Source organism: Moraxella cuniculi DSM 21768 (assembly GCF_900156515.1).
Classification (GTDB): domain Bacteria; phylum Pseudomonadota; class Gammaproteobacteria; order Pseudomonadales; family Moraxellaceae; genus Moraxella; species Moraxella cuniculi.
The window spans coordinates 119,776-141,796 of the sequence record NZ_FTNU01000003.1 but is presented as its reverse complement, the minus strand read 5'-3'; the positions used below and the strand labels follow the sequence as shown (position 1 = coordinate 141,796).

Here is a 22,021-nt window from a genome sequence, read left to right as displayed (position 1 = left end):
GGCCATTTGCTTGTTCTAAAAATAAATTTTGGCAGATGATGCGTCCTTAAACAACCACCATCTGCTAAATCTTGTTTGCCAAATAAGCTAATTTTGCAGGGTTGTTGCATGGATAATGATTGCTGGCTGGATTGTTGTCAGTATTTTACAAAAAAAGACCAATCACAAGACTGGTCTTTTTGTTATTTGTGAGCTTAGAATTTTGCCAGCACTTCTTCAAGGCTAAGCAGCTGCTTGTCTTCTGCGGTGCGATCGGCGTATTCGTACTTATTCTCGGCAAGATTGCGTTCTGATACCACGATGCGGTGCGGAATACCAATCAACTCAAGGTCGGCAAATTTGACACCTGCTCTTTCATCACGATCATCAAGCAGTACATTGATGCCACGAGATTTTAGCATTTGATAAAGCTCTTCGGCTTTTTGTTCGGCTTCGCCAGTTTTCGATTTCAAAGGCACGATGGCGACATAAAACGGTGCAATGCTGTCCGCAGGATTGTCGGTTTTTGCCCAGATAATGCCTTTGTCGTCATGATTTTGCTCAATGGCGGCAGCAATGATGCGACTGACACCAATGCCATAGCAGCCCATCATTAAGGTAACAGGCTTGCCTTCTTTGCCAAGCACCGAGCAGCCCAAAGCTTTGGAATATTTATCACCAAGCTGAAAAATATGCCCAACCTCAATGCCTCGTTTGATCTGAATCACACCTTTGCCATCAGGTGAAGGGTCGCCATCAACCACATTGCGAATATCAACTACTTCGGCAATCTTGGCATCACGCTCCCAATTCATGCCTGTGGTGTGCTGATGTTCAATATTTGCCCCTGATACAAAATTCGCCAACGCCGCTGCGGCACGATCGACATAAGTCGGTATGGGTAAATCAACGCTGATATAGCCTTTAATTAGCCCCAATTGCTTTAGCTCATCTTCGCTTGCCATGGTCAAAGGCGTGTGGACGGCGGCAATTTTTTCGGCTTTGATTTCATTGAGCGTGTGGTCGCCACGCAGCACCAGTGCGACAAATTTTGGAGCGTCTGGGTTGTCTTCGCTATGACTGCCTTTGACAATTAGCGTTTTTACGGTCTGTGTAAGTGCAATGCCCAAATGCTCAGCAACCGCTTCGCAGGTCGGCATATTTGGGGTGGCGACATTGCTTCGTGCTTGCGTGGCGGCTGGACGCGTGCTGGTGCAAATCGCTTCAGCCAGCTCGACATTGGCAGCAAAATCCGATTCGCTGGAGAATGCAATATCATCTTCGCCACTGTCTGCCAAAACATGAAACTCATGCGAGGCAAAACCACCGATAGAGCCAGTATCTGCCTGTACGGCACGAAAATCCAGCCCCAGTCGGCTAAAAATACGGCTGTAGGCATCGTACATATCTTGGTAGGTTTGTGCCAAAGAGTGCGTGTCAATATGGAAAGAATACGCGTCTTTCATGGTGAATTCACGGGCACGCATCACCCCGAAACGAGGGCGAATCTCATCGCGGAATTTGGTTTGGATTTGATAAAAGCTAACAGGCAACTGTTTGTAGCTTTTTAATTCGTTGCGAGCGATGTCTGTGATGACCTCTTCATGCGTTGGACCCAAGACAAAATCACGGCTATGACGATCCTTGAACCGCAACAGCTCTGCTCCATAATCCTCCCAACGACCAGATTCATGCCACAGCTCACCGGGCTGCGTAACAGGCATGAGCAACTCTTGACTGTCAATGCGTTCCATCTCCTCACGCACGATACGCTCAACGCGTTTTAGCACTCTTAGCCCCATTGGTAGCCACACATACAGCCCCGAAGCCAGTTTGCGAATCAGTCCAGCACGCACCATCAATTGGCTTGAGATGATGTCGGCATCGTTCGGTGTTTCTTTTAAGGTGGCAAATAAAAATTGACTGGCTTTCATGAATGAACCTTGCTACAAAGTTGTTGTTATAAAATGTCTATATTATGCAAACTTTTGCCGTTGTGCAACAAATTTTCGGCAATTTTGCACAAAATTGTTGGCTTTTGTGGTATTTTAGAGCATTATTGGGCAGATTGCAGGGTTTTGGAAATGACAAAGCATTTGACTGGAGAGAATTTGCACCAGCAAACGGGCAAGGGCGTGTATATCATCATGCTAATCATGATGGCGTTGGCACTGGCATTTGCCGCCATGATGTTAAAAAATGACAACAAAAAAGCAAGCGTGATGACCACAGAGGGCATTGTTAGCCAGATTCAATCACTCTCACGGCTACAGACGGTGGCGTTTTCGGTGGATACCATTGTTACGGCAAATAAAGATGGCACTTGGCAGGCACTGTGGCAAGATAGGCAAAAGGGACTGTTTATCGTCAAGGGGCGAGTGCTGGCAGGGGTGGATTTGGCAAACTTAAATGAAACCATGGTAAAACTTGAGCCTACAAAAGACGGCATGAGTAAATTACAAATTACGCTACCGCCTGCTGAGATTTTTGAGGTGTTTTTGGACGATATTGTGGTGTATGATTGGCAGACGGGTTTGTTTGGTGCAACCAAAGTAGACCCTAAGCTTTTTGCTCAAGTGCAAGCCGATGCCAAGCGTGAAGTGCTACAAAAAGCCTGCCAAGGCGATGTGCTGACATTGGCGATGAACAATGCGTCCGAGCAGGTGCAGAAGTTGTTTTCGCTCACTGCCACAACGGTTGAGCTAATCACCCAAGGCACAGGGTCGTGCCAGTTGCCCAGTAAATAATCTAAAAGGCGTTGGTGGCTATAAATTATCAGTAAGAATACGGTTGGCAATTAAGATGATAAAAATCAAATTTTGTGGACTGACTCGCAGGGCTGATGTGCAAGCGGCGGTGGCAGCTGGTGCGGATGCGATAGGCTTGGTATTTTATCCAAAAAGTCCAAGAGCAGTCAGCGTGGCACAGGCTGCCGAGTTGGTGCAAGCCGTGCCAGCATTTGTTAGCACGGTGGCACTGGTGGTGAATATTGATGATGAGCAATTGCAGCACATTTTTCAGGCACTGCCACTGGATTTGATTCAGTTTCATGGCGATGAAAGCCCAGAACAATGCCAAAGACAGGCAGCGTTGGTTGGCAGACGGTGGATAAAAGCATTGCGTATTAATGCTGCCTTGCACGATGAGCAAAGCATTGGGGCGATGATTGATGAGCTGGCTGCCGCAGGGGCATCAGCGGTGCTGCTTGATGCGTATCATGCAGATAAATTTGGCGGTACAGGCGAGCGGTTTGATTGGTCAATTATCCCCAAACAAGCCAGTTTGCCGATAATCTTGGCAGGGGGATTGACCCCTGAGAATGTATCTTTGGCGGCACAGTTGGCGATTTATGCTGTTGATGTCAGTGGCGGCATTGAATCCGCCAAAGCCATCAAAGATGCTGATAAGATGCAGCGTTTTGTTGCCAATTTGCGTCATTGTCAGCAGTTTGATGGACAAGCCTAAGCTGATGGCGGAATGATCAAGCCCTTTGATAAAGATTGCTCATTAATTGTAAAATTATTATAAAAAATATTTACAAAAATAAATATTTTGGATTATAATGCGTTACATGGATTTTTGTTTTATTAAAGGATACAGTGTGATTGTCAATGCCAAGTCAGCCGATAACCATAATCGGACAATAAGCCAAGCATTTTGTGCAAACATTAAGCACGGCTTGTGGTATGTATCGCTACTACACACGCCAACCCCTCCCTCTTATTGATAGCATAAGCAGGCTTGCCGTGCTGAAGCTTGCTTATCAGCAGCCAAGCACTTCTGGTTTGCAATGCAGTCCTTATCATAGCAGCCTAGGCTTGCCATCTTGCCCAAAAACCCACGAAGCGGTTGCAACCAGTATTATCAGACTTGATGATGCTCTTGATGATTTATCCAATGTGCATCTGCAACGCTTGCAAGAGCCTTGTTTTGATATTCATAGACCTGCATCATTCCAAAACCATGCCGTCTGTCGCAATCTGCCACTGATTGTAAGACATGACGGCTATTTTGTTTCACGATTTGATTATCATAATGTCCACACAACAAGCCCAGAGCATATCGATGCGTTAAACAGCTTTAAGGCACTTAGTACGCAACAAAAACACTGGCGAAAAATTACGCTGACAGCAGGGCAGGTGCTAAGTTTTGATAACCAGCGAGTGCTGCATACACGCAGTGATTTTTCACCAAAATTTGACAGCACAGACAGATGGCTGGTTCGTGTTTTTGGATTATACCAAGCTCCAGACCATCGCCATTTTTTCGCTGATGGTTGTCGCCATCATCTAAAAATTTCTTAAATTTCTTAAATTTCTTAAATTTCTTAAATTTCTTAAATTTCTTAAATTTCTTAAATTTCTTAAATTTATTCTAAATTATCTAATCTATTTTGGAGAATGCTATGTTTGTTGATGGCAGTTTGATTGCCCAGTATTTTTATTTGGGCGTGTTTTTGTTGATTGCTGCATCATTGATTGCAGGTTATGTAGATGCCATTGCAGGTGGGGCTGGACTGATTTTAGTGCCTGCGTGTATGCTGGTCGGTATGCCACCACAGCTTGCCTTGGGTCAAGAAAAGCTCGTCAGTACCATCGGTACCATTGCCGCCATCAAGAATTTTATCAAAGCAAAATCAATCATTTATCAGATATTGCCAATCGGTATCGTCTCGGCATTGGTTGGGGCATTTATCGGAGCTAGGGCGATTTTGCTGTTCCCAAGTGAGGTGATTGAGTATATTATCTTTCTCTTTTTGCCCATTGGCTTGCTTGCAACTTTGTTCAAAGGCAAACTGGTCGGCAATGCACAAATGGGCGAGGTGAAAAAATCAGCCATTACGGTATTTGTAACCTGTTTGTTGGTTGGTTTTTATGATGGATTTTTCGGCCCTGGCACAGGCAGTTTGTTTATCATTGCGTTATTTTTAATCAATCGCCTAAGTTTGTTACAAGCCTCTGCAACTTCTAAGATTTTTAACTTTTCTTCAAATATCGGGGCATTTGTGGCATTTGCGATGGCAGGGCAGATGGCGTTGTTGATTGGCATTCCGATGATTTTGGCAAATCTGCTTGGCAATCATTTGGGTAGTATGCACGCCATCAAATCAGATGGAGTGATTATCAAAAAAGTGCTGATGATTACGGTGGGCTTGATGATGGCGACTTTGGCATATCGGTTTTTGGTTGCTTGAGGTAATTTGTAAGGCATGGCAAAGAAATTTGTGATAAAAATACCCATTTGTCATAAATCTGCTTGCATAATGGGGCTAACAAATGCTATGGTATTAACCGCTTGCGATGAGCGGCAGCTGGGATATAGATGAGGGCGATATGAATATTTTGGTTACAGGTGCAACTTCGGGCTTTGGTGAGCAGATTGCTCGCGATTTTGTGGCGACAGGTCATACGGTGTATGGTACAGGCAGGCGGGCAGACAGGCTTGCTGCCTTGCAAGATGAGCTGGGTGAGCGGTTTTTGCCTGTGTGTTTTGATGTTGCTGACAGTGAGGCGACTGTGGCTGCATTGACCAAGATTGATTTGTCAGCGATAGATGTGCTGGTAAATAATGCAGGGCTTGCGTTGGGGCTTGAGCCTGCCCATCGTGCTGACAGTACAGATTGGCAGACGATGATTGATGTGAATATCAAAGGCTTGGTAACGGTAACGCATTTGCTCTTGCCACATATGGTGGCAAAAAATTCAGGCACGATTATCAATATCGGCTCAACCGCTGGCAATCACCCTTATTTTGGGGCAAATGTCTATGGTGCAAGTAAGGCATTTGTTAAGCAGTTTAGCAATAACTTGCGAGCTGATTTGCTGGGCGTGCGTGTGCGAGTAACCAACATTGAGCCAGGGCTGTGTGGCGGTACGGAGTTTAGCAATGTCCGCTTTAAGGGCGATGATGACAAGGCAGCAGCGGTTTATGAGCAGGTAGCATATCTGACCGCCCAAGACATCAGCAATGCCGTGCAGTGGGTGGCTTCGTTGCCATGGCATGTCAATATCAACTCTATGGAGCTGATGCCAACAGCACAGACTTATGCAGGGCTGACGGTGGCACGCGGCATCTAGCTTGATGGTTAAGATATTACAAAAATCAGCACAAGCGGCTTTTGTGGCATCTCTGATGATTGTGATGACTGTCGGCACAAAAGCGATTGCAACCACCGTATCGCCAAATCAAATCGATGCTGATTTTGCCGAAAAACGCAGGCAAATCAGCCAATGAATTGGCAAAAATGCTGCCAGCAAGCCTATGACAGATTTCATAATCGCTGCATTGACGAATGCACTGCAGATATTACAAGTGGGCAATCAGGTGATTTTTGATTATTTGTTATTTGATGAAAAATGTGGTAATTTGATTAAAAACAGCACAGATGGACAACTCACCTAGGCGTATCAGTGCTGGCAAGGTATTTTGTATCAATGAGATTGCAAACACACTGACAGTGATGGCAATACTACAAGGCGGCGTGGTGCGGACATATCGTTTTTATTTTATGCCACAAAAGACTCTGATTGGCGACTTTGACATCGGCATTGACAGTATTAACAAAACAAGGAACAAACAATGAGTAACACAGATTTGGGCAAACAGGTTGATTATACCAAATTTCCTAATGATGACGGGCATTTTGGCGTGCATGGTGGAAGATTTGTATCCGAAACCTTAATGAAAGCCCTAGAAGAGCTTGAGGCGATTTATCAGACTGCCAAGGCCAGCCCTGAGTTTTGGAATGAATTTATGGCGGATTTGACCGATTATGTGGGTCGGCCAACGCCACTTTATTTTGCCAAGCGTTTAACCGAAGAAATTGGCGGTGCGAAGATTTTCTTTAAGCGTGAGGATTTGAACCACACAGGTGCCCACAAGGTCAATAATACCATCGGTCAGGCATTGCTTGCTAAGATGGTTGGCAAAAAACGCATCATCGCCGAAACAGGTGCAGGACAGCACGGGGTGGCAACGGCAACCATCGCAGCACGCTTGGGGTTAGAATGCGTGGTATATATGGGGGCGGACGATGTCGAACGCCAAAAGATGAATGTCTATCGTATGCGACTCTTGGGGGCGAAGGTCGTGCCTGTCAGTTCAGGCTCACGCACACTAAAAGACGCAATGAACGAGGCGATGCGTGATTGGGTGGCAAATGTTGATAGCACCTATTATATCATCGGCACGGTGGCAGGGCCACACCCTTATCCGCTGCTTGTGCGTGATTTTCAGGCGATTATTGGCAGAGAGGCACGCATTCAGCACCTAGAAAAAACAGGCAAACTGCCCGATGCACTGGTTGCTTGTGTTGGCGGTGGCAGTAATGCCATTGGGCTGTTTTATGATTTTTTAAATGATGCAGAAGTGGCAATCTATGGCGTGGAGGCAAATGGCTTGGGTCTTGATACGCCGCACCATGCAGCACCGCTACAGGCAGGGCGTGTCGGCGTTTTGCATGGTAATCGCACCTATCTGATGGCAGATGATGATGGGCAAGTGCTGGGCACACATTCTATCTCTGCAGGGCTTGATTACCCTGGTGTCGGCCCTGAACATAGTTTCTTAAAAGACATGAAGCGTGTGCAATATGTCGGTGCAACCGATCAAGAGGCATTGGCAGCATTTAAAGAAGTAACCAAAAAAGAAGGGATTATCCCTGCTTTGGAGAGTTCGCACGCTGTGGCGTATGGACTAAAACTGGCTGCCACCATGAAGCCTGAGCAATCCATCATTATCAATATGTCAGGGCGTGGCGATAAGGATTTGCATACGGTGATGCAAGCTGATGGCATGGATATATAATAAACAGCAGCTGCCAAATTATGATAAATTAAGAGAGAAATCATGACTCGAATCGAAAGCGTTTTTGCCAAATTAAAACAACAAAACAAAAAAGCCCTTATTCCCTATATCATGGCAGGCGATCCTGTGCCACAGCTGACGGTTGAGCTTATGCACCAGCTTGTGGCACACGGAGCTGATGTCATTGAGCTGGGCTTGCCATTTAGCGATCCGATGGCGGACGGCTCTGTCATCGCTCATGCTGCCGAGCGAGCGTTGGCAGCAAAAACCAGTACGCGTGATGCCATCAAGATGGTTGCACAATTTCGCAAAACCAACACTCACACCCCTGTGTTGGTGATGGGTTATTTAAACCCCATCGAAATCATCGGCTATGATGCGTTTGCTGATATGTGTGCTGATGCTGGCGTTGATGCGATTTTGATGGTGGATTTGCCACCGCACGAAGCAGGCGAATTCCCACGCAAGCTAACCGCTCGCACGGACAATCCGATGAATCAGATTTTCTTGTTGTCGCCCACCACTACCGCCGAACGCCGTGCCAAAGTTATCGAAAATTGCAGCGGATTTATTTATTATGTATCGCTAAAAGGGGTAACAGGATCATCTGCACTTGATGTTGATGCGGTGCGTGAGCAAGTTGCCACCATTAAGCAAGAAACCAGCATACCTGTTTGTGTAGGTTTTGGCATTCGTGATGGCGATTCTGCCAAAGCATTGGGTGCGGTGGCTGATGGTGTGATTGTCGGCAGTGAATTGGTGAAAAATTTTGCCGACACTGGTGAAGATCCAGAAAAACTGCAACTGGCAGTCGCCAAAGTTTTGGCAAAAATGGACGAGCTAAGAACAGCGATTGATGGCATTTGATGACATTTTGCCATGATGTTAACTTGGGTGGATTGATATTTGCCCAAGTTTTGTCCTTGGCAAGATTGTTACCAAGCAAGCAAGGCGGCATACCACGGTAAATTAACAGAGCTGTTATCTGCCCATTGTAAAGTTTTATTATATAAAAATAGGACAAAAATAAGCTAAACAACCCAAGGGGGTGCAAGACCATCGTCCTTCTTGGATATATCTTGATGGTTTTATCTATAACTTATCATCAAGCTGGGCTAATTTCAAACCCGTATTTTCCTTTGGGTTGTTTTCTTTAAGAATAGCCTGCAGATCTTTAGTGGACTTGCACTGGTCTCAATAGGAAATTTACAAAATCTCCACATAAACGCACCGCCACCCATCTTTTTCCATTGCTTTGTGGTGATTTTCTAAAAGAAAAAATCCTTGTGTATAAAAATAAAAACCCTTGAAGTCGTTAGAATCAAGGGTTTATTAAGGTTTAAGTAACAAAATTTTATTTTTGGCTGGTTTATATATCTTCTTTATAAATAGACCAATAACTGCCCTTTTTAGATTGTTTCAACCAAAAACACATAGGCTGATTTTTTTTAACATTGGGCAAATCGGTTACATCAATGTATTCTCTTGCGTCATAATCGTCAGCCAATGTATTGATATAATCCCCAATCATGACAGTTTCTAAATTCTTTTGAGGTAATATACAAAATTTATTGCTGCTCAATTGCATTTGCATTTTCGGTTTAATTTGGCGGTAGTTTTTACCACTTGGGAATTGATAAATATTCATCAAGGTTACTGCATTTGTTTTTTTATTCAAAGCAAAAAATGAATAGCTAATTCCAGTTGGGTTCTCTGGTTCTTCATCAAGAGGACCAAGACCAGTTTTCCACTCTTTTTTGATGAAGTCTACAACATAATCTTTGTTGAAATTGGCAGGTTTTTTGGCTGCGGCATCAAGAATTGCCAGAGCTTTTTTCTTGTCGCATAATGTTGAATACTTTTCAATGTCGCTTTTAGTGTCCAGTAAAAGACCCTCTTCAAATGCGTATCCTTGTTCTACTGTGCAGCTGTTCAAAGTATACTTACCAACTTTAAAATTTTTAAAAGGTCTTGGTAGGTCCTCTGGAACAGAAGATTCTGCCCATGGACCATTTTCATCATAAGCCAAAGGGTCATTCTTTTTTGTGGCAGCATAAGTCGCTGTTGTTGCACAAAGGCAAGCTGTTGCAACACAAAGACGCAATAGTTTTGTCATTTGATAATCCTAAAATAATTTGATTATGTAATTAAGCCAGTCAATATTATATAATCGACTGGCTAGATTTATCAACATTTTCTTGCTTTGCTGGCTGGTTTGTCTTGCGATGGCAGTGTGCGGATTTTTGGTGAAATTGACCGTGTGAAATTGCAATCAAGGTGCTTTGCTGTCATTTGCCCAAGTTTGATTTGGGTTTGATGTGGCAAGCATGGGGCTGTGATATTGAGCTGATTTTGGGCAAATGCCGAACTAATTCTCGGTAAGGCACAAATTTCGTTTGCCAAATAAATAATACAAGTGTAAACTATATTAAATTTATAGTGATGCTAAATGGGATTTTTTATGTCAAATCAAGCACAAACCGCAGCAGAGCCAACCATCTGGCTGAATCGAGAAGTGCCAAAGGTCAAACGCACAACCGTGCCGACTTTAACCGCTGTGGAAACAGAGCCTTCGACAGAATGTGGCAATTGCCATTCGCTGACGACCAATACTGTCTTGACACTCAATCACTATGTCTGCCCTGAATGCGACCATCACATGACCATGACTGCTCGCCAGCGATTGCAGTGGTTTTTTGACAGTGTGGAGCAGGAGCTTGGGCAGGAATTTCGTGCAGGCAACCCTTTGAAATTCGTGGATTCAAAGCCTTATCCTGACCGCATGGCAGAAGCCCAGAGCAAGACAGGCGAGTCCGAAGGCTTGGTGGTGATGGCAGGCAAGCTAAAAAATCTTGATGTCATTGCTTGTGCTTTTGATTTTCGTTTTATGGGCGGTTCGATGGGTTCGGTGGTCGGTGATAGATTTGTCCAAGCTGCCGAAAAAGCACTGGCAGAACGCAAGCCTTTGGTGTGTTTTGCTGCCTCTGGCGGTGCAAGAATGCAAGAAGGCTTGTTGTCGCTTATGCAGATGGCACGCACTTCGGCAGTGATCGAAAGGCTACGATTGGCGGGCGTGCCTTATGTGGTCATCTTGACAAACCCTGTCTATGGCGGGGTAACAGCAAGCCTTGCCATGCTTGGCGATGTGCATATTGCCGAGCCGCGTGCGATGATTGGCTTTGCAGGTAAGCGAGTGATTGAGCAGACAGTACGCGAGGTGCTTGATGAGCCATTCCAGCGGGCTGAGTTTTTGTTAGAAAAAGGCACGGTGGATATGGTGGTGCATCGGCATGACCTGATTGATACCACGCATCGCATTTTGGCAAAACTGTCAAAAAAAGCAGCATAATTTGGTTTGATAAGCCACCCAAAACTGCTTGGTTTTGGGTGGTTTTTGTTGATTGTGGGTTTGCTTTGGTTGCAAAATCGCCAAAGGGCGGTAAAATAATTGGTAATTTTTAGATAGGAAAAATCGTCATGCAAAAATCGCTTGGGTGGTGGCTTGAGTATATGGCAAGCATTCATGTGTCCGCCATTGATATGGGGCTGGAGCGAGTGTTGCCTGTGGCGAGGCGGCTTGGCGTGTTAAATCAGGATTTGCCAAATAAACCAATGATTTTTAGCGTTGCAGGCACAAACGGCAAAGGCTCAACCACAGCAACAATTGCTGCCATCTGTCAGGCTGCTGGATACAAAACCGCTCTGTATCAGTCGCCACACCTGCTGTCATTTACCGAGCGTGTGCGTATTGATGGCGTATGCGTTGATGACAAAACCTTGATTGAGGCGTTTGAACAAGTCGAGCAGGCACGGCTGGCAGAAGGCTTGTCATTGTCGTTTTTTGAGATGACGACTTTGGCGGCATTTTGGATATTTGCCCAAGCAAGTTGTGATGTGTGGGTGCTTGAGATTGGCTTGGGCGGCAGATTGGATGTGGTGAATATTATCGACCCTGATGTGGCAGTGATAACCAATATTGGCATTGACCATGTGGATTGGCTGAGTGATGATATTGAAAAAATCGCCGCCGAAAAGGCAGGTATTATTCGCCCCAATATTCCTGTGATTTTTGGCTCAAACCCAATGCCAGCCAGTGCCAGTCAGATAGCACAGCAGCAAGGTGCGGAAATTCACCAATTGGGCGAGCATTATCACTACCAAGACTGCGGCGAGTCGTGGATTTTTGCCAATGCGGCATTAACCATGGCACTGCCCAAGCCTAAGCTGTCATTATTAAATGCGGTCAATGCAGTGGCAGCCGTACTGGCAAGCCCACTGGCAATTGATTTGGTGGCGGTTAAGACAGGTCTTGATATCGTGCAGTTGGCAGGGCGTTTTGACCAGAGAATCATTGCTGATAGGCACTGGATTTTTGATGTGGCACACAATGCACATGGCATGGCGTTTTTTCTTGAGCAGTGGGCGGCGGCGTGGCAGGCACATTTGGCGATTTATCCAGAAGCTCGCCAAAAAATCGTATTTTCAATGCTTGGCGATAAAGATGTGGCGGCGGTGCTCGAATGCGTCCAGAATGCAAGCCGTCAGGGGCGTATTGCGGCGGACAAATGGCATATTGCAGCTATTGATAATCCGCGTGCGATGTCGCTTGAGCAATTATTGCAGATTACCACTGATTATGTTGATGAGTGCAATGTAGAACAGCACCCAAGCCTTGATAAGGCGGTGCAGGCGGTGATTGCTGATAGCCGCGAAGAGGATTTGATTGTGGTGTTTGGTTCATTTCACACCATCAGCGAGGCTTTGATTGCCTTGCTTGGCAAACCGTATGATTGATGATGACATTTTTATTTACAATCTATCTGTAAAATCAGATTCAAAATCTTGACAAGCGGACAAAAAACAGATATTTTTAATTAATTTTTTGGGTGGATTTTGCCATGCTTGTTGGCAAAATTATCTTAACTTTCACAAATTTTTGGTGGTAGATTTATGGTATCAAGGCAGGTAATGTTGGGCATGGCACTGATTGTCGGTGGCGGATTGGCTGTGTTTGCATTGACAAAAAATGACAGCACCAGCACGGATACGCAAACCACCAGCGATGCTTTGGCTCAAAGTAAGGTCGCCAAGCCCACAGTGCAGCCTTTGACCGCTGATGTGGCAACCGAAGAAAAGCTACTTAGCCAAAAGCAGCGTGCCAGAGAGGCTCATACGCTCCAGATGCAGCAACAGGCAGCAGCTCTGCTTGAAGAGCAAAACAATGCTCGCAAAAAAGCCTTAGATAAGGCAAATGCAGAACTTTCTGGGCGTAATCCTACCACCAATCAGCAACTGTCTGCTGATTCGGCAGCAAAAAGTGAGCTGATTGCAGCACCGACAATACAAACCAGACCAGAGGCAATCGAGGCGGCACGCAAAGCCGAAGAGGCAAAAAAAGCTGCCGAAGCTGCCAAGCAAGCAGCAGAAACTGCCAAAAAATCTGAGCAACAAGCCCAAACCACCAAAACCAAAGACAAACAGCAGGATAAGGCAGTCAAGTCCGAAAAAACCGAACAAGCACAAAAAAAGCCCGACAATAAACCTGCCAATATCAAAGTGGTGGGTAATTATGAGGTAAAAGCAGGTGAGACTTGGCAGGGCATTGCCAACCGTCATGGTGTGTCGGTGTCGGCATTGGTGCAGGCAAACGGCATGACGGCAAACGATATTTTGCGTGCAGGCAGTAGCATAAAAATCCCTGCTGCTACCAAAAATCAGCAAAAATCCCAAGATAACAAGCGTAGCGAACAGACCAAGCCAGCAGCTCAAACACAGCAGAAAAAGGCAGAAAAGCCCACCGAGAAAACTGCTGAAAAAAATACAGACAACAAGGCACAATCTGAACAAAAGCAGAGCGAAAATAAACAAAATCCAAAATTATCAGGACGCTATACAGTGCAAGTTGCCATCTCGCCTGATAAACAAAAGATTGATGAGGTTGTCAAACAATACCGTGATGCTGGCTATCGTGTAACAACGAGCAATACCAGCCGTGGTCTGCGTGTGTTGGTCGGCAACGAAAAAACCGAAGAGGGTGCCAAAGCATTACGCAACAAACTTGCCAATGATTCACGCGTCAATTCATCAGGAGCATTTGTCCATCAGGTGCAATAGCAACCGAGCATTGCTGGCGGTCTTGGTTTGTGATTAACAAATCAGTCGCCATTGGGCGAGTAAAATTTAAAGCAAAATCATGGCAAGCATGAATGATTATTTGTTGATTGCAGCGATTGTTGTCGTTGTGCTGTTTGTTATTTTTCGACCAAAACAAAAGCAGGTCAAAGGCGATGATTTGCCCGTTTGGCCTTTTGTGCCGATGGCATTGATGACTGACAGCGAGGTGTTGTTTTTCAAAAAATTACGCAGTGCCTTGCCAGAGTATGAGATTTTTGGGCAGGTGCAATTGTCTCGCATGATTGAGCCAAGCGATGAGGTGGCAAGCGAGCGGCAGTTTTGGTTCAATCGTGTGTGTCGTCAAAGCGTTGATTTTGTACTGGTTGCACAAGATTTGCAGCGAGTATTGGTTGCCATTGAACTTGACGATTGGACGCACGAAAGCAAAGCAAGACAAAAACAAGATGCTAAAAAAGACAAGGCATTGGCAAGTGCTGGCATTCCCATCATTCGCTTTCATGCCGAAAAAATGCCCAGCACGCAGATGATTCGCCAAGATGTGCTGGCGGTAATTCGCCAGTATGGCTTGGGCTAGTGGATATTCATTGATGATGGTTGCAACAAGGAGGTTGATGATGAAACGCTATCAAACCATTACCCTGCAAGTGCAAGATGGCATTGCAACTTTGTGCCTAAATCGCCCTGATAAGAAAAATGCCATTAATTTTTTGATGATTGACGAGTTGCTTGATGTGGCAAAACAACTGCAAAAAAGTCGGGATATTTTTGCAGTCAAGATCATGGGGGCAAAAGGGGATTTTAGTGCTGGGCTGGATTTGGGTGAGCTAAACAATCCAAAAAATACCTTAAGTGCAATATATCAGCTGATAAAGCCCAGCATGAGTAAATTCCAGCGTGTGTGCTTGATCTGGCAGCAACTGCCAATGCCTGTAATTGCTGTGGTTCAAGGCGTATGCCTTGGTGGCGGTTTGCAATTGGCATTGGGTGCAGATATTCGCATTGTTGATCACAAAGCCAAGATTGCCCTGCTTGAGGCGAAGTGGGGCTTGGTGGCGGATATGGGCATTACCCACACAGCTTATGGCGTGCGTAGCGATGTGCTAAAACAGCTGGCGATGACCGCCGAGATGTTATCATCGGTCAAGGCTTGTGAGCTTGGGTTGATGACACATGTGAGTGATATGCCAGAGCTGATGGCTGATGATTTGATTGCCAAAATCAGCTCTCGTTCGCCCGATGCGGTACTGGCTGCCAAACGCGTGGTCAATGCTGCTCATTGCATCAACCATGCAGCACTGTATCAAGAAAAATATTGGCAGCTGAAATTATTAATAGGAAAAAATCGCCGCTTGGCAATCGCCAAGGCGTATCAGGACGGCATAACTTTTGTTAAGCGACAGTTTCGATAATTTAATATATTAGCAAGAATAAAGATATAATTAAAATTAACTGTTTATTATTTTGGGCAGTAAATCATAAAATTATCCAATATAAAAAGTCGCCATGGCGATAGCTATGACGACCGTTGCTGATTAGTTTTTGTATTCTTTGTGGCATGAGCCGCAGCTGCTTGCCATTTGTTTGTACAATTGCTCAACATCGGCAGCTGATGTGGCGTTGGCAGCGGCGGCAGATAGGGCAGCGGCAGCAGCGGTAAATTCATCAGCTTTTGCCTTAAATCCAGCAGCATCCGTCCAGACCGTATCTTTGGCATCGCCGCCTTTGCTCACTTCACCTTCAAAATATGGCCACATGGTATCGGCGGTTTTGGCGATAAAATCGGCTCTTTCTTTAAAGGCAGCGGCATCAAAGCTGGCTGGATTTTCAATCATTGCCTTCATGCTTTCGTTGGCTTGTCGCCAATCACGCATTAATTTGGCACGATCATCAAGCTGTGAATTTGTGGCATTGGCAGTTTTTTCGGCATTGCTACTACAAGCTGTCAAACCAAGGCTGCCAGCGAATAAAGTCGCCAGTACTAAGGCGGATAGAGTGTATTTTGACATAATGGCTTCCTGTTAGGTGGCTAATTTGGCACGGCAATTGGACGGAGGGCTATGCCAGTGGCAACATTACGCCGCCAAATTGCAGTGGTGCCATTTTATTTTAGCAAAAAATCATCGCAAAATACTGATATTTTGTTAACTGTTCATAAAATTTTACAATTTTGGTAACGATTTGCAACAAAATGCCAGCTGGGCAAAAGATGATTATAATGCCAGCCAATCTTTTGGCTTGAGATAAAAATCGGTCAGTTCAAATTCTGGCGTGCCAGTTGCTGGCGTATAGCAATATTCCCACGCTGCCAGCGGCGGCATGGAGACCAGAATTGATTCGGTGCGACCGTTTGACTGGAGTCCAAACAGCGTGCCACGATCATAGACCAGATTATACTCAACATAACGACCTCGCCGATACAGCTGAAATTGTCGTTGTTGCTCGTTGTAGCTTTTGTGTTTATTCTGCTCAAAAATCGGCACGATGCCATCAAGATAACCTTGACCTACTGCCTGCATAAAAGCAAAGCATTTGGCAAAATCCCAGCCTGTGCTGTCAGTATTGACATCATCATAAAACAGACCGCCCACGCCACGACACTCACCACGGTGCGGCAGATAAAAATAATCATCGCACCATGCTTTGTACTGCTGATAGACATCATCGCCAAACGGCTGGCAAAGCTCGTGGGCGACTTGGTGCCAGTGTTTAACATCCGATAGGTTTGGGTAAAATGGCGTAAGATCAAAACCACCGCCAAACCACCAAATCGCCTCACTGCCATCATTGGGCGTGGCAACAAACAGACGAACATTGGCATGGCTGGTAGGCACATGGGGGTTTTTGGGGTGAACAACCAGCGATACGCCCAATGCTTGTGCTGTCGAGCCTGCCAGTTTTGGGTGGCGTAATGTGGCAGAGGCTGGCAGTTGCGAGATATGAATGTGGCTAAACATTACCCCTGCTTTTTCGATAACCTGACCGCCTGACAGAACTGCCGAACGACCGCCACCGCCTTCATCTCGTTGCCAGACATCAATGACAAACTTGCTATCGCTTGAGCCATCAACACCTCCCAAGCGTTCTTGTTGCTCCAGTGAGTCGATGATGGTTTGTTGTAAGCCAAGTAAGAACTGTTTGACTGCTTGAATGTTGTTTTGCATGATTGCCACCGATGAACGGTTAAGGGTTGTGGATTAAAAAGTGGATTAATTATATGATATTTTTCATTAATTATTAAAAATATCTACTTAATATTGCTTTGGTTTAAATCCGCACTGTCAATAAAATGAGCCATTTTTTTGCCTTTAATGCCCAGATAAGATTCGTTGTGCGGATTTACCCCAACAATCAGCGGCACTCGTTCGACAATTTGTATGCCTAGGTCTTGCAAGCCTTGCACTTTATTTGGGTTGTTGGTCAGCAGTTTGGCTTTGTTGATGCCAACGGATTTTAGCATGATTTCGCACATTTCATAGCTGCGAGCGTCCGCAGGCAGCCCCAGCATGAGATTTGCCTCAAGCGTATCATGACCTTGGTCTTGTAGGGCGTAGGCACGGATTTTATTCACCAGTCCGATGCCACGACCTTCTTGGCGTAAATATAAGATAGCACCGCAGCCATGTGCAATGATTTGTTGCATGGCATGATTTAGCTGGGGGCCGCAGTCGCATTTTAACGAACCAAAGGCATCGCCTGTTAGGCATTCTGAATGAATGCGAATCAGCGGTAAGATGTCTTGGTCGGTTGGTAGACCTGTTGTTAGCATGATATGCTCTTGCCCTGATTCACTCTCAAAGGCATGAATGTCAAACTCACCATGAATGGTCGGTAATTTGGCTTTGGTGATGAATTGATACAAAGTTTACCCCTTATTTTGTGTGGCAAATGCAATGATTTTTTATGCTTTGTTGCAATTTGTCAAAAAAATCACGAAATGGCGGTTTTTTCTAGCAAAAACACAGGCTATCTTGTAAAATAGCTTACATATTGCCACAGCACATACTTGCTGCTACACGCACTGGCGGTTAAAAGTGCTATTATGCCATATTTTTATTTGATGATGAACTGCCAATTGATAACAATGCTGAAGTTGTTGCATTTAGCCATAAATTCGGAAAAAATTAACCATGTCGGATTCAGCCACCATTCATCTTAGTCGCCAAGCCAAAGTTTTTGATCAGATTTTGGCAACCCGTCCCGATACGCCGATTTTGGATACCATTGACAGCCCTGCTGTCCTAAAGACGCTAAGCGTTGATGAGCTGGTGCAACTTGCCGATGAGCTGCGAGCTTATTTGCTGTATTCAACAGGTGTCAGCGGTGGGCATTTTGGGGCAAATCTTGGCGTGGTTGAGCTGACCATTGCACTGCATACTGTGCTGAATACACCACAAGATTTGCTGGTGTGGGATGTGGGTCATCAGGCCTATGCCCACAAGGTTTTGACAGGTCGCCGCGAACGCCTGCCTAGCATTCGTGCCAAAGATGGCTTGACGGCATTTCCTGAGCGGCATGAGAGCGAATATGACACTTTTGGCGTGGGGCATTCATCAACTTCGATTTCGGCTGCCTTGGGCATGAGCTTGGCGGCACGATTATTGGGCGAAGAGCGGAAAGTGGCAGCGGTCATTGGTGATGGTGCCATGACAGGCGGTATGGCGTTTGAGGCGATGAATGATGCTGTACAACAAAATGCCGATTTGTTGGTGGTGCTAAATGATAATGATATGTCTATTTCTGCAGCGATTGGCGGTTTTTCTCGCCATCTTGCCAAGCTGTGGCAGCGAGGCTTGGCGATGGATATTGATAAAAATGGCAATATCTTGATGGTCAAGCGAGATATTTCGGCAGATGATCGCCGCATTCGGCATTATCTACAGATGGCAAATGGTGCGTTTGAAAATGTCTCGAATCGTCTGCCAAGCAAAATTGGCGAAAAAATCAGCGAGCTGTTGCATGGCGTGCCATTATCACCACTGCCTGACAAAATTGCCGAAAAAATCGGTGATAAGCTGTTTGCGGATAATTTGTTCAAGGCGATTGGTTTTACTTATCTTGGGCCATTTGATGGGCATGATTTGCCAAAACTTATCAGCGTGCTAGAGCGAGCCAAGCAGTTACAAGGGGCGGTGCTGGTGCATGTGCATACAGTCAAGGGCAAGGGGTTTTTGCCAGCAGAGGCAGATCCGATCGGCTATCACGCCATTGGTAAATTGCCAAAAACCACCGACAAGCAACCAGCCACCGATTCCCCAGCTAGACCTGCCGCCAAAAAATACTCGCAAATTTTTGGCGAATGGCTATTGCACACTGCCAAGCATGACAAGGCGTTGGTTGCCATCACCCCTGCGATGGCAGAAGGTTCTGGCATGGTTGAGTATGCAGCTTGCTATCCTGAGCGGTTTTTTGATGTGGCGATTGCCGAGCAGCACGCTGTAACGCTGGCGGCAGGCATGGCAACTTCTGAGAAAATCAAGCCTGTGGTAGCGATTTATTCAACATTTCTACAGCGTGGCTATGACCAGCTGATTCACGATGTGGCATTACAAAATCTTGATGTAACTTTTGCCATTGATAGAGCTGGGTTGGTCGGTGAGGACGGAGCGACACACGCAGGGGTTTTTGATTTGACATATTTGCGTTGTGTGCCGAATATCATCATTGCCACGCCAAGCGATGAACATGAATGCCATCAGCTGCTTAACAGCTGCTATCGCCATCGAGGGGTGGCGGCGGTACGCTATCCACGAGGAGAGGGGGTTGGTTGCTCGGTTGGGCTTGATGATGAGCATTATCCGATAGGCAAGGCAAATATTGTCTGGCAGTCATTTGATGAGTCTGATAATGTGGCTAATAATCAGCCAAAACTTGCCGTGTTGGCATTTGGTACGCGACTTGCTGATGCACTAAAGGCTGCCAAAAGACTGTACCAGACGCAGCACATTGCTTGTGTTGTGGTTGATATGCGATGGGTAAAACCACTGGATAAGGCATTAATCAGCGATTTGTTGGCACAGGGCGTTACGCATATTGCTACCATTGAAGAGCATCAGATTGCAGGTGGTGCAGGCAGTGCGGTGAATGAATTTATCATCACAACTGCCTTGATGCAGCAGCCCAAGATCATTAATTTGGGCATTGCTGATGAATTTATCCATCATGCAAGCCATGCCGAGCAGCTGGCGTATTGCGGTCTTGACGAGGCGGGTATTTATCATGCTCTAAGCCAGTTCGTTGGTCGGTAGACTGTCCTTGCTTATCGCAAATTAAGCATTGATTGGGCAAAGGATTGGTTTTTTGTGGCTTTTGGCGTATAATAAAATTTTTGCATGATGAGTGCAAATAAACTGTTTTAAATCTTTTAACAAATTAACAAGCAGGTACTCTATGGAACCGATGGTTGTGATGGCGGCAAATGCGGCCAAAAAAGTAGGTCATGAAATTTTGCGGGCACATCTAAATCGCCACCGCCTAGATTTGGCAGTTGAATCAAAGGGCTTGGATGGCTTGGTTACGCAAATTGACCGTTATGCCGAGCAGCTGACCATTGCCACTTTGCAAGAAAGCTATCCGAACCATTCATATCTGGGCGAAGAGTTTGGGCTACAAGAGGGCAAGGGTGCCGATGCCGAGTGGTGCTGGGTGATTGATCCGCTGGATGGCACACAAAATTTCGTCCATGGCGTACCGCATTTTTGTGTATCAATCGCTGTCCAAAAAAACGGCATTACCGAGCATGGTGTGGTCTATGACCCTGTGCGAGATGAGCTGTTCTCTGCCAGTCGTGGTCGAGGTGCAGTCATGAATCAACGCCGTCTGCAAGTCAGCGATCGCAAGACAATCGCAGGTGGACTGTTTACCACAGGTCATCCGTATGAGCGTATGGTGGGCAACGAGCGTGTTAGCTTTGCCAAACAGCACTTTGCCAGCCTACAAGCGATTTGTGAAAATGGCGGTCAGGTGCGTCGTTTTGGCTCGGCGGCTTTGGATTTGTGCTATGTGGCGGCAGGGCGTTTTGATGGTTATTTTGAGATGAGTATCAAGCCGTGGGATATTGCCGCAGGCGAGCTGATTGTAAGCGAAGCACGAGGCGTGGTGGTCGATCATCAAGGTGCGTCAAACGCCATGCAGACAGGTTCGGTGTTTGCGTGCAATGTTAAACTGTTAAAACCATTAATGCAGCTGGTTGTGCCCAGATGGGAAAATGCACTGGGCTGATAAAAAATCCCGTACGATTAAGTGCGGGATTTTTTTTGCGGTTTGTACGCTGATGAATGCAGCGAAAAGGTATTGATGATAGCAAATCAGAGATGATGACCGTTTTTTGGCAAAGTATGACAAGATGTGTCAAAGATGAAACAAGTGTTTACACTTTAGTGGGCAAAATCGCCAATAAAGCATTGTTTACATTTGTACGCATGGGTTATACTACACACATCACAACAAGATAAATATAGACATATATTCAGCAAATCGCCAATATGTCATAGTTTTTAGAGGTGTCGCCATGAATCAGCCAACTCACCAAATGACCGAAATGAACATTGTATCAAAAGGCAAAGAACAACCAATCACCGCCGAGATGATTGCTGCGGTATTAAAAAAACTTGCCAAGGGCAATCCACAAGTTTTGCCAATGACTGCCTAAGCAGGATTTGATGAATTTTTGACAAAGCCGCCTAGATTGGGCGGTTTTTTGTTGCTTGTTTTTTAAATAAAAAAGACCTGCAATAAGCAAGTCTAATGAAGATGGTAGGCCCAGCAGGACTTGAACCTGCGACCAAAGGATTATGAGTCCTCTGCTCTAACCAACTGAGCTATAGGCCCTGATTTGATGGTGTTTATCATAATAAACATGATTGTATCAACAGCTCAAGTATTGTACTTGGCAGTTGTGCAATCATCATGTTGATGGGCGTAATTATACACAATGCCAATGCAAAAGAAAAGGGCAAAAGCCATAATTTCTTATTTTGTTGTCATTTGTGTCAGTATCCAAGCGTTGTTTGTAAGGACAGGGCTGATTGGTGCTTATTGATTTGGCAATATGCAGGCAGGTTGTATTTTGATGGCAAGCCTAGGCTATTTATCAGTCAATAAA

General features: G+C 45.5%; 23 protein-coding genes and 1 tRNA gene. 18 read left to right on the top strand and 6 right to left on the bottom strand.

Annotation, left to right across the window (positions count from 1 at the left end; all coding sequences use genetic code 11):
* Window positions 1-194: 194 nt before the first annotated feature.
* The gene (locus BW928_RS03410) at window positions 195-1,913 is read right to left on the bottom strand and encodes a proline--tRNA ligase (RefSeq protein WP_076554831.1); all 1,719 of its coding nucleotides are present in this window, start codon (window positions 1,911-1,913) and stop codon (window positions 195-197) included.
* Window positions 1,914-2,063: 150 nt separating this feature from the next.
* Between BW928_RS03410 and BW928_RS03405 the strand changes: the two genes are divergently transcribed.
* From BW928_RS03405 to trpA, 10 genes are all read left to right on the top strand, one after another.
* Window positions 2,064-2,726: a DUF4230 domain-containing protein gene (locus BW928_RS03405; RefSeq protein WP_076554868.1), complete on the top strand. Its 663-nt coding sequence runs from the start codon at window positions 2,064-2,066 to the stop codon at window positions 2,724-2,726.
* A gap of 55 nt (window positions 2,727-2,781) precedes the next feature.
* Window positions 2,782-3,444, top strand: a complete 663-nt coding sequence (locus BW928_RS03400; RefSeq protein WP_076554830.1) for a phosphoribosylanthranilate isomerase — start codon at window positions 2,782-2,784, stop codon at window positions 3,442-3,444.
* A gap of 194 nt (window positions 3,445-3,638) precedes the next feature.
* A complete protein-coding gene (locus BW928_RS03395; RefSeq protein WP_143821473.1) occupies window positions 3,639-4,283 on the top strand; it encodes a TauD/TfdA family dioxygenase in 645 nt (214 codons plus the stop codon).
* Window positions 4,284-4,384: 101 nt separating this feature from the next.
* On the top strand, window positions 4,385-5,173 hold the full coding sequence (locus BW928_RS03390) for a sulfite exporter TauE/SafE family protein (protein ID WP_076554829.1): 789 nt from the start codon (window positions 4,385-4,387) through the stop codon (window positions 5,171-5,173).
* A 139-nt stretch (window positions 5,174-5,312) separates the two neighbouring features.
* A complete protein-coding gene (locus BW928_RS03385; RefSeq protein WP_076554866.1) occupies window positions 5,313-6,056 on the top strand; it encodes an SDR family NAD(P)-dependent oxidoreductase in 744 nt (247 codons plus the stop codon).
* 1 nt (window position 6,057) lies between these two features.
* Complete coding sequence (locus BW928_RS11630) at window positions 6,058-6,213, top strand: hypothetical protein (protein ID WP_158078435.1); 156 nt, start codon at window positions 6,058-6,060, stop codon at window positions 6,211-6,213.
* A 27-nt stretch (window positions 6,214-6,240) separates the two neighbouring features.
* Window positions 6,241-6,381, top strand: a complete 141-nt coding sequence (locus BW928_RS11625) for a hypothetical protein (RefSeq protein WP_158078436.1) — start codon at window positions 6,241-6,243, stop codon at window positions 6,379-6,381.
* The gene (locus BW928_RS03380) at window positions 6,365-6,562 is read left to right on the top strand and encodes a hypothetical protein (RefSeq protein ID WP_076554828.1); all 198 of its coding nucleotides are present in this window, start codon (window positions 6,365-6,367) and stop codon (window positions 6,560-6,562) included. Before BW928_RS11625 ends, BW928_RS03380 begins: the two co-directional genes overlap by 17 nt.
* Window positions 6,559-7,785: a tryptophan synthase subunit beta gene (gene trpB, locus BW928_RS03375; RefSeq protein ID WP_143821474.1), complete on the top strand. Its 1,227-nt coding sequence runs from the start codon at window positions 6,559-6,561 to the stop codon at window positions 7,783-7,785. Before BW928_RS03380 ends, trpB begins: the two co-directional genes overlap by 4 nt.
* Window positions 7,786-7,827: 42 nt before the next feature.
* Complete coding sequence (gene trpA, locus BW928_RS03370) at window positions 7,828-8,652, top strand: tryptophan synthase subunit alpha (protein WP_076554827.1); 825 nt, start codon at window positions 7,828-7,830, stop codon at window positions 8,650-8,652.
* Between the two features lie 502 nt (window positions 8,653-9,154).
* Here trpA and BW928_RS03365 read toward each other — a convergent pair.
* Window positions 9,155-9,901, bottom strand: a complete 747-nt coding sequence (locus tag BW928_RS03365; RefSeq protein WP_076554826.1) for a hypothetical protein — start codon at window positions 9,899-9,901, stop codon at window positions 9,155-9,157.
* A gap of 345 nt (window positions 9,902-10,246) precedes the next feature.
* On the opposite strand from BW928_RS03365, the gene accD reads away from it, so the two are divergent.
* The 5 genes from accD (at window position 10,247) to BW928_RS03340 (ending at window position 15,329) form a co-directional block, all read left to right on the top strand.
* A complete protein-coding gene (gene accD, locus BW928_RS03360; RefSeq protein ID WP_076554825.1) occupies window positions 10,247-11,134 on the top strand; it encodes an acetyl-CoA carboxylase, carboxyltransferase subunit beta in 888 nt (295 codons plus the stop codon).
* A 128-nt stretch (window positions 11,135-11,262) separates the two neighbouring features.
* A complete protein-coding gene (gene folC / locus BW928_RS03355) occupies window positions 11,263-12,579 on the top strand; it encodes a bifunctional tetrahydrofolate synthase/dihydrofolate synthase (protein ID WP_076554824.1) in 1,317 nt (438 codons plus the stop codon).
* A 156-nt stretch (window positions 12,580-12,735) separates the two neighbouring features.
* A complete protein-coding gene (locus BW928_RS03350) occupies window positions 12,736-13,899 on the top strand; it encodes a LysM peptidoglycan-binding domain-containing protein (protein WP_076554823.1) in 1,164 nt (387 codons plus the stop codon).
* 79 nt (window positions 13,900-13,978) lie between these two features.
* Window positions 13,979-14,494: a DUF2726 domain-containing protein gene (locus BW928_RS03345; RefSeq protein WP_076554822.1), complete on the top strand. Its 516-nt coding sequence runs from the start codon at window positions 13,979-13,981 to the stop codon at window positions 14,492-14,494.
* A gap of 40 nt (window positions 14,495-14,534) precedes the next feature.
* Window positions 14,535-15,329: a crotonase/enoyl-CoA hydratase family protein gene (locus BW928_RS03340; RefSeq protein WP_076554821.1), complete on the top strand. Its 795-nt coding sequence runs from the start codon at window positions 14,535-14,537 to the stop codon at window positions 15,327-15,329.
* 123 nt (window positions 15,330-15,452) lie between these two features.
* Here the strand turns inward: BW928_RS03340 and BW928_RS03335 are convergent, their stop codons facing one another.
* From BW928_RS03335 to ribA, 3 genes are all read right to left on the bottom strand, one after another.
* Complete coding sequence (locus tag BW928_RS03335) at window positions 15,453-15,926, bottom strand: c-type cytochrome (RefSeq protein WP_078310078.1); 474 nt, start codon at window positions 15,924-15,926, stop codon at window positions 15,453-15,455.
* Window positions 15,927-16,130: 204 nt separating this feature from the next.
* A complete protein-coding gene (gene hemF, locus BW928_RS03330) occupies window positions 16,131-17,081 on the bottom strand; it encodes an oxygen-dependent coproporphyrinogen oxidase (RefSeq protein ID WP_076554820.1) in 951 nt (316 codons plus the stop codon).
* An 83-nt stretch (window positions 17,082-17,164) separates the two neighbouring features.
* Complete coding sequence (gene ribA, locus BW928_RS03325; protein WP_076554819.1) at window positions 17,165-17,779, bottom strand: GTP cyclohydrolase II; 615 nt, start codon at window positions 17,777-17,779, stop codon at window positions 17,165-17,167.
* Between the two features lie 268 nt (window positions 17,780-18,047).
* Between ribA and BW928_RS03320 the strand changes: the two genes are divergently transcribed.
* The 3 genes from BW928_RS03320 (at window position 18,048) to BW928_RS11825 (ending at window position 21,568) form a co-directional block, all read left to right on the top strand.
* Window positions 18,048-20,165, top strand: a complete 2,118-nt coding sequence (locus BW928_RS03320) for a 1-deoxy-D-xylulose-5-phosphate synthase (RefSeq protein WP_076554818.1) — start codon at window positions 18,048-18,050, stop codon at window positions 20,163-20,165.
* Window positions 20,166-20,307: 142 nt separating this feature from the next.
* Window positions 20,308-21,138: an inositol monophosphatase family protein gene (locus tag BW928_RS03315; RefSeq protein ID WP_076554817.1), complete on the top strand. Its 831-nt coding sequence runs from the start codon at window positions 20,308-20,310 to the stop codon at window positions 21,136-21,138.
* A 289-nt stretch (window positions 21,139-21,427) separates the two neighbouring features.
* On the top strand, window positions 21,428-21,568 hold the full coding sequence (locus BW928_RS11825; RefSeq protein ID WP_169835309.1) for a hypothetical protein: 141 nt from the start codon (window positions 21,428-21,430) through the stop codon (window positions 21,566-21,568).
* A gap of 102 nt (window positions 21,569-21,670) precedes the next feature.
* On the opposite strand, the gene BW928_RS03310 is transcribed toward BW928_RS11825, so the two are convergent.
* A tRNA-Ile gene (locus tag BW928_RS03310) sits at window positions 21,671-21,747 on the bottom strand.
* Window positions 21,748-22,021: the final 274 nt, after the last annotated feature.

What these genes read in the sequence shown, in the direction of transcription:
- folC (WP_076554824.1), top strand. Translation starts at nt 11,263, where the DNA reads ATGCAAAAATCGCTTGGGTGGTGGCTTGAGTATATGGCAAGCATTCAT.
- BW928_RS11825 (WP_169835309.1), top strand. Translation starts at nt 21,428, where the DNA reads ATGAATCAGCCAACTCACCAAATGACCGAAATGAACATTGTATCAAAA.
- BW928_RS03385 (WP_076554866.1), top strand. Translation starts at nt 5,313, where the DNA reads ATGAATATTTTGGTTACAGGTGCAACTTCGGGCTTTGGTGAGCAGATT.
- BW928_RS03390 (WP_076554829.1), top strand. Translation starts at nt 4,385, where the DNA reads ATGTTTGTTGATGGCAGTTTGATTGCCCAGTATTTTTATTTGGGCGTG.
- BW928_RS03400 (WP_076554830.1), top strand. Translation starts at nt 2,782, where the DNA reads ATGATAAAAATCAAATTTTGTGGACTGACTCGCAGGGCTGATGTGCAA.
- BW928_RS03315 (WP_076554817.1), top strand. Translation starts at nt 20,308, where the DNA reads ATGGAACCGATGGTTGTGATGGCGGCAAATGCGGCCAAAAAAGTAGGT.
- BW928_RS03405 (WP_076554868.1), top strand. Translation starts at nt 2,064, where the DNA reads ATGACAAAGCATTTGACTGGAGAGAATTTGCACCAGCAAACGGGCAAG.
- trpA (WP_076554827.1), top strand. Translation starts at nt 7,828, where the DNA reads ATGACTCGAATCGAAAGCGTTTTTGCCAAATTAAAACAACAAAACAAA.
- accD (WP_076554825.1), top strand. Translation starts at nt 10,247, where the DNA reads ATGTCAAATCAAGCACAAACCGCAGCAGAGCCAACCATCTGGCTGAAT.
- BW928_RS03340 (WP_076554821.1), top strand. Translation starts at nt 14,535, where the DNA reads ATGAAACGCTATCAAACCATTACCCTGCAAGTGCAAGATGGCATTGCA.
- BW928_RS03320 (WP_076554818.1), top strand. Translation starts at nt 18,048, where the DNA reads ATGTCGGATTCAGCCACCATTCATCTTAGTCGCCAAGCCAAAGTTTTT.
- BW928_RS03365 (WP_076554826.1), bottom strand. Translation starts at nt 9,901, where the DNA reads ATGACAAAACTATTGCGTCTTTGTGTTGCAACAGCTTGCCTTTGTGCA.
- BW928_RS03380 (WP_076554828.1), top strand. Translation starts at nt 6,365, where the DNA reads ATGGACAACTCACCTAGGCGTATCAGTGCTGGCAAGGTATTTTGTATC.
- BW928_RS03345 (WP_076554822.1), top strand. Translation starts at nt 13,979, where the DNA reads ATGGCAAGCATGAATGATTATTTGTTGATTGCAGCGATTGTTGTCGTT.
- BW928_RS03335 (WP_078310078.1), bottom strand. Translation starts at nt 15,926, where the DNA reads ATGTCAAAATACACTCTATCCGCCTTAGTACTGGCGACTTTATTCGCT.
- BW928_RS11625 (WP_158078436.1), top strand. Translation starts at nt 6,241, where the DNA reads ATGACAGATTTCATAATCGCTGCATTGACGAATGCACTGCAGATATTA.
- hemF (WP_076554820.1), bottom strand. Translation starts at nt 17,081, where the DNA reads ATGCAAAACAACATTCAAGCAGTCAAACAGTTCTTACTTGGCTTACAA.
- BW928_RS03410 (WP_076554831.1), bottom strand. Translation starts at nt 1,913, where the DNA reads ATGAAAGCCAGTCAATTTTTATTTGCCACCTTAAAAGAAACACCGAAC.
- trpB (WP_143821474.1), top strand. Translation starts at nt 6,559, where the DNA reads ATGAGTAACACAGATTTGGGCAAACAGGTTGATTATACCAAATTTCCT.
- BW928_RS03350 (WP_076554823.1), top strand. Translation starts at nt 12,736, where the DNA reads ATGGTATCAAGGCAGGTAATGTTGGGCATGGCACTGATTGTCGGTGGC.